The organism is Micromonospora foliorum (assembly GCF_022229015.1).
In the GTDB taxonomy this organism is placed as follows: Bacteria; Actinomycetota; Actinomycetes; order Mycobacteriales; family Micromonosporaceae; genus Micromonospora; species Micromonospora foliorum.
Genome location: NZ_JAKKFF010000404.1, coordinates 1 through 3,053 on the forward strand (window position 1 = coordinate 1; position 3,053 = coordinate 3,053).

Consider the following 3,053-nt stretch of genomic DNA (forward strand, 5'->3'; position numbering starts at 1 on the left):
CGTGCGTTACGGATCGCGGTCAGCGCGTCGGCGATCACCGCCGGCCGCAGCGACTCGGCGCCGGTCTCGTCCCGGGGATGGACGTGCACCGCCGCGACGCCGAGCGCCGCGCAGCGGGCCGCATCGGCGACCAACTCCGCCGCAGTGAGCGGCACGGCCGGATGGGCCTGCCGGCCGCGCCCACCGTTCAGACATGCCTTCAACATCAGGCCCGCACCCCCGTCGGGAGTCGCGGCGGACCGCCCACCGAACCGCTCACTCGACCAGACGGTTGTCGCGCTCCAACTCGCCCTCGGCGTCGGCGAGCGCGTCGGCGTCGATCTGCTCGGCGAACTCGGCCGCCTCGGCGCTCTGCGCGGCGAGCGCGTCCTTCACCGCCCGGATGGCCACGCCAGGTGGGTAACCCTTGCGGGCCAGCATGCCCACCAGCCGGCGGAAGACCGCGTCCGGCTCGCCTCGGGCGGTACGCAGCTTGCGCTCCACGAGGCCACGGGCGGTGTCCGCCTCGGTCTCCTCGTCCAGCTCACCCAGCGCCTCGGTGGCCACCTCACCGTCCACGCCCTTGCGGCGCAACTCGTTGGCGAGCGCCCGGCGAGCCAGGCCGCGCCCGGCGTGCCGGCTGGACACCCAGGCCCGGGCGAACGCGGCGTCATCGATGATGCCGACCTCGTCATAGCGGTCGAGGACCTCGGCCGAGACCTCCTCGGAGATGCCCCGCTTGGCCAACGCCCCGGCCAACTCGGCCCGGGTGCGGGGCCGGACGGCAAGCTGGCGCAGGCAGATCTCGCGGGCCACCTCGGACTCGTCCCGGGGAGGGGCCGGAGACTCGACGGTGTCGGCCTCCTCGGTCCGACCCCGGCGGCCTCGCCGAGGGCGGGGCGGATCGGTGGCGTCGCCCGTACGAGGCGGACTGGCATCCCAGCCCCGCCCCGTACGAGCGCGTCGTCCTGCCATGGGTCAGCGACCGGTCAGAAGTCGACCGGCGGCAGCTCCGGGCCACCGGCGGCGTCACCCGCGCCGACCCCGACGCCGAGCTTCTCCAGGATCTTCTTCTCGATCTCGGCGGCCACGTCCGGGTTCTCCTTCAGGAACTCCCGGGCCTTCTCCTTACCCTGGCCGAGCTGGTCGCCGTCGTACGTGTACCACGCTCCGGACTTGCGGATGATCGCCTGCTCCACGCCGACGTCGATCAGCGAGCCCTCACGCGAGATGCCCTTGCCGTACATGATGTCGAACTCGGCCTGCTTGAACGGTGCGGCGACCTTGTTCTTCACGACCTTGACCCGGGTGCGGTTACCGACCACGTCGGTGCCGTCCTTGAGGCTCTCGATGCGTCGCACGTCGAGCCGGACCGAGGCGTAGAACTTCAGCGCCCGACCACCGGTGGTGGTCTCCGGGCTGCCGAACATGACGCCGATCTTTTCCCGCAGCTGGTTGATGAAGATCGCCGTGGTGCCGGTGTTGCTGAGCACACCGGTGATCTTCCGGAGTGCCTGGCTCATCAGCCGGGCCTGGAGGCCCACGTGGCTGTCGCCCATCTCGCCCTCGATCTCGGCGCGCGGCACCAGGGCCGCCACCGAGTCGATCACGATGATGTCGATCGCGCCGGAGCGGATCAGCATGTCGGCGATCTCCAGCGCCTGCTCGCCGGTGTCCGGCTGGGAGACCAGCATCGCGTCGGTGTCGACGCCGAGGGCCTTCGCGTACTCCGGGTCGAGCGCGTGCTCGGCGTCGATGAAGGCGGCGATGCCACCGAGCCGCTGAGCGCTGGCCACCGAGTGCAGCGCCACCGTGGTCTTACCGCTGGACTCCGGGCCATAGATCTCGACCACCCGGCCACGGGGCAGGCCGCCAATGCCGAGGGCCACGTCGAGCGCGATGGAGCCGGTCGGAATAATCGCGGTCTGGACGACCGGCCGGTCACCCAGCCGCATCACCGAGCCCTTGCCGAATTGCTTGTCAATCTGAGCGAGAGCAAGGTCGAGTGCCTTCTCCCGGTCAGGCCCTGCTGCCATGGTTGCCACCCCTGCCTTCGCCGGCGTCTTTGCTGAGCTTCGCGTCACGCGGACACGCTAGGCGCTAGGTCCGACAGAAAACCAGCCGACGGGCCGCGAGCTGTGGACGAGCACCCAGCTGTGGACAATAGCCGAACAGGTGTACGACTCGACAAGCGACACGCGGAACCGGCGAAAAGGCTGCTCAGCGTAGTCGAGCGGGCACCCGGTCGGGGTACGCGGCACAGACCGCCCGCCACACCACGTGCGTCTGCTCCCCCGATGCCAGTGCCTGCTCGATGGTCCGTCCGCCGAGCTGGGACAGCACCTGATCGCGGGCGATGCTGGCCGCGTAGCCGGGCCCGAACGCCTCGTCCAACCGCGTCCAGAAGTCGGTCAGCCGCACAGTGATCAGCCCTCCTCGTCCGGTGCCCCGGTCGGCACCGGGCGCAACGCTAGCGCCACCAGGGGCGCGGCCGCGACCGCCGCGAGCAGGGTGAGGACGGGATAACCGGCGAACTGCATGACAAACCCGCTGACCACGGCGGCCCCGGCCCCGGCCAGCCCCATGATCAGGTCGCACAGCCCCTGGACGCTCGGCCGCACGGCGGCCGCCACCGACTCGGACAGCAGGGTCGAGCCGGCCACCATCGTCCCCGACCAGCCCAACCCGAGCAGGACCAGACCGACCGAGAGCCGAGGCGTGTGGTGCCCGGCGGTGCCGGCGACCGCGCAGGCGGCCAGCAGCAGCCCGACCCCACCGAGGATCACCGCCCGTCGACCGAGCCGGTCGGTGAGCCAACCGACCACCGGGGAGAACGCGTACATGCCGGCGATGTGCAGGCTCAGCACGATGCCGACCAGCCGCAACACGTCGGCGTCGGCGTGCGACTCACCGAGCCGGACCGGAGTCATCGCCATCACCGCCACCATCACCAGGTGACCCACCGCCACGGCGGCGATGCCGAGTCGGGCGGCGGGCTGTCCGCGTACCACCGACCAGGCCGCACGCATCCCGGGGCCGCGCGGCACGCGCGCCTCGACCGGCGCGGCGGCCGG

Annotated in this window: 5 protein-coding genes; all 5 read right to left on the reverse strand. The window is 71.5% G+C overall.

Annotated elements, in window-relative coordinates; translation table 11 throughout:
• Positions 1-206, reverse strand: a 206-nt coding sequence (locus tag PSH25_RS25825; RefSeq protein WP_238661523.1) for a 3-keto-5-aminohexanoate cleavage protein, incomplete at its 3' end; no start/stop codon positions are given.
• Between the two features lie 49 nt (positions 207-255).
• Complete coding sequence (locus PSH25_RS25830) at positions 256-954, reverse strand: regulatory protein RecX (protein ID WP_238661524.1); 699 nt, start codon at positions 952-954, stop codon at positions 256-258.
• Between the two features lie 14 nt (positions 955-968).
• The gene (gene recA, locus PSH25_RS25835) at positions 969-2,015 is read right to left on the reverse strand and encodes a recombinase RecA (RefSeq protein ID WP_053656326.1); all 1,047 of its coding nucleotides are present in this window, start codon (positions 2,013-2,015) and stop codon (positions 969-971) included.
• Positions 2,016-2,199: 184 nt separating this feature from the next.
• On the reverse strand, positions 2,200-2,400 hold the full coding sequence (locus PSH25_RS25840; protein WP_030489422.1) for a DUF3046 domain-containing protein: 201 nt from the start codon (positions 2,398-2,400) through the stop codon (positions 2,200-2,202).
• 5 nt (positions 2,401-2,405) lie between these two features.
• Positions 2,406-3,053 (reverse strand): MFS transporter (locus tag PSH25_RS25845; protein WP_238661525.1); only part of this gene is annotated, 648 nt, incomplete at its 5' end.

Coding starts and splice junctions, on each gene's coding strand:
- PSH25_RS25830 (WP_238661524.1), bottom strand. CDS start 954: ATGGCAGGACGACGCGCTCGTACGGGGCGGGGCTGGGATGCCAGTCCG.
- recA (WP_053656326.1), bottom strand. CDS start 2,015: ATGGCAGCAGGGCCTGACCGGGAGAAGGCACTCGACCTTGCTCTCGCT.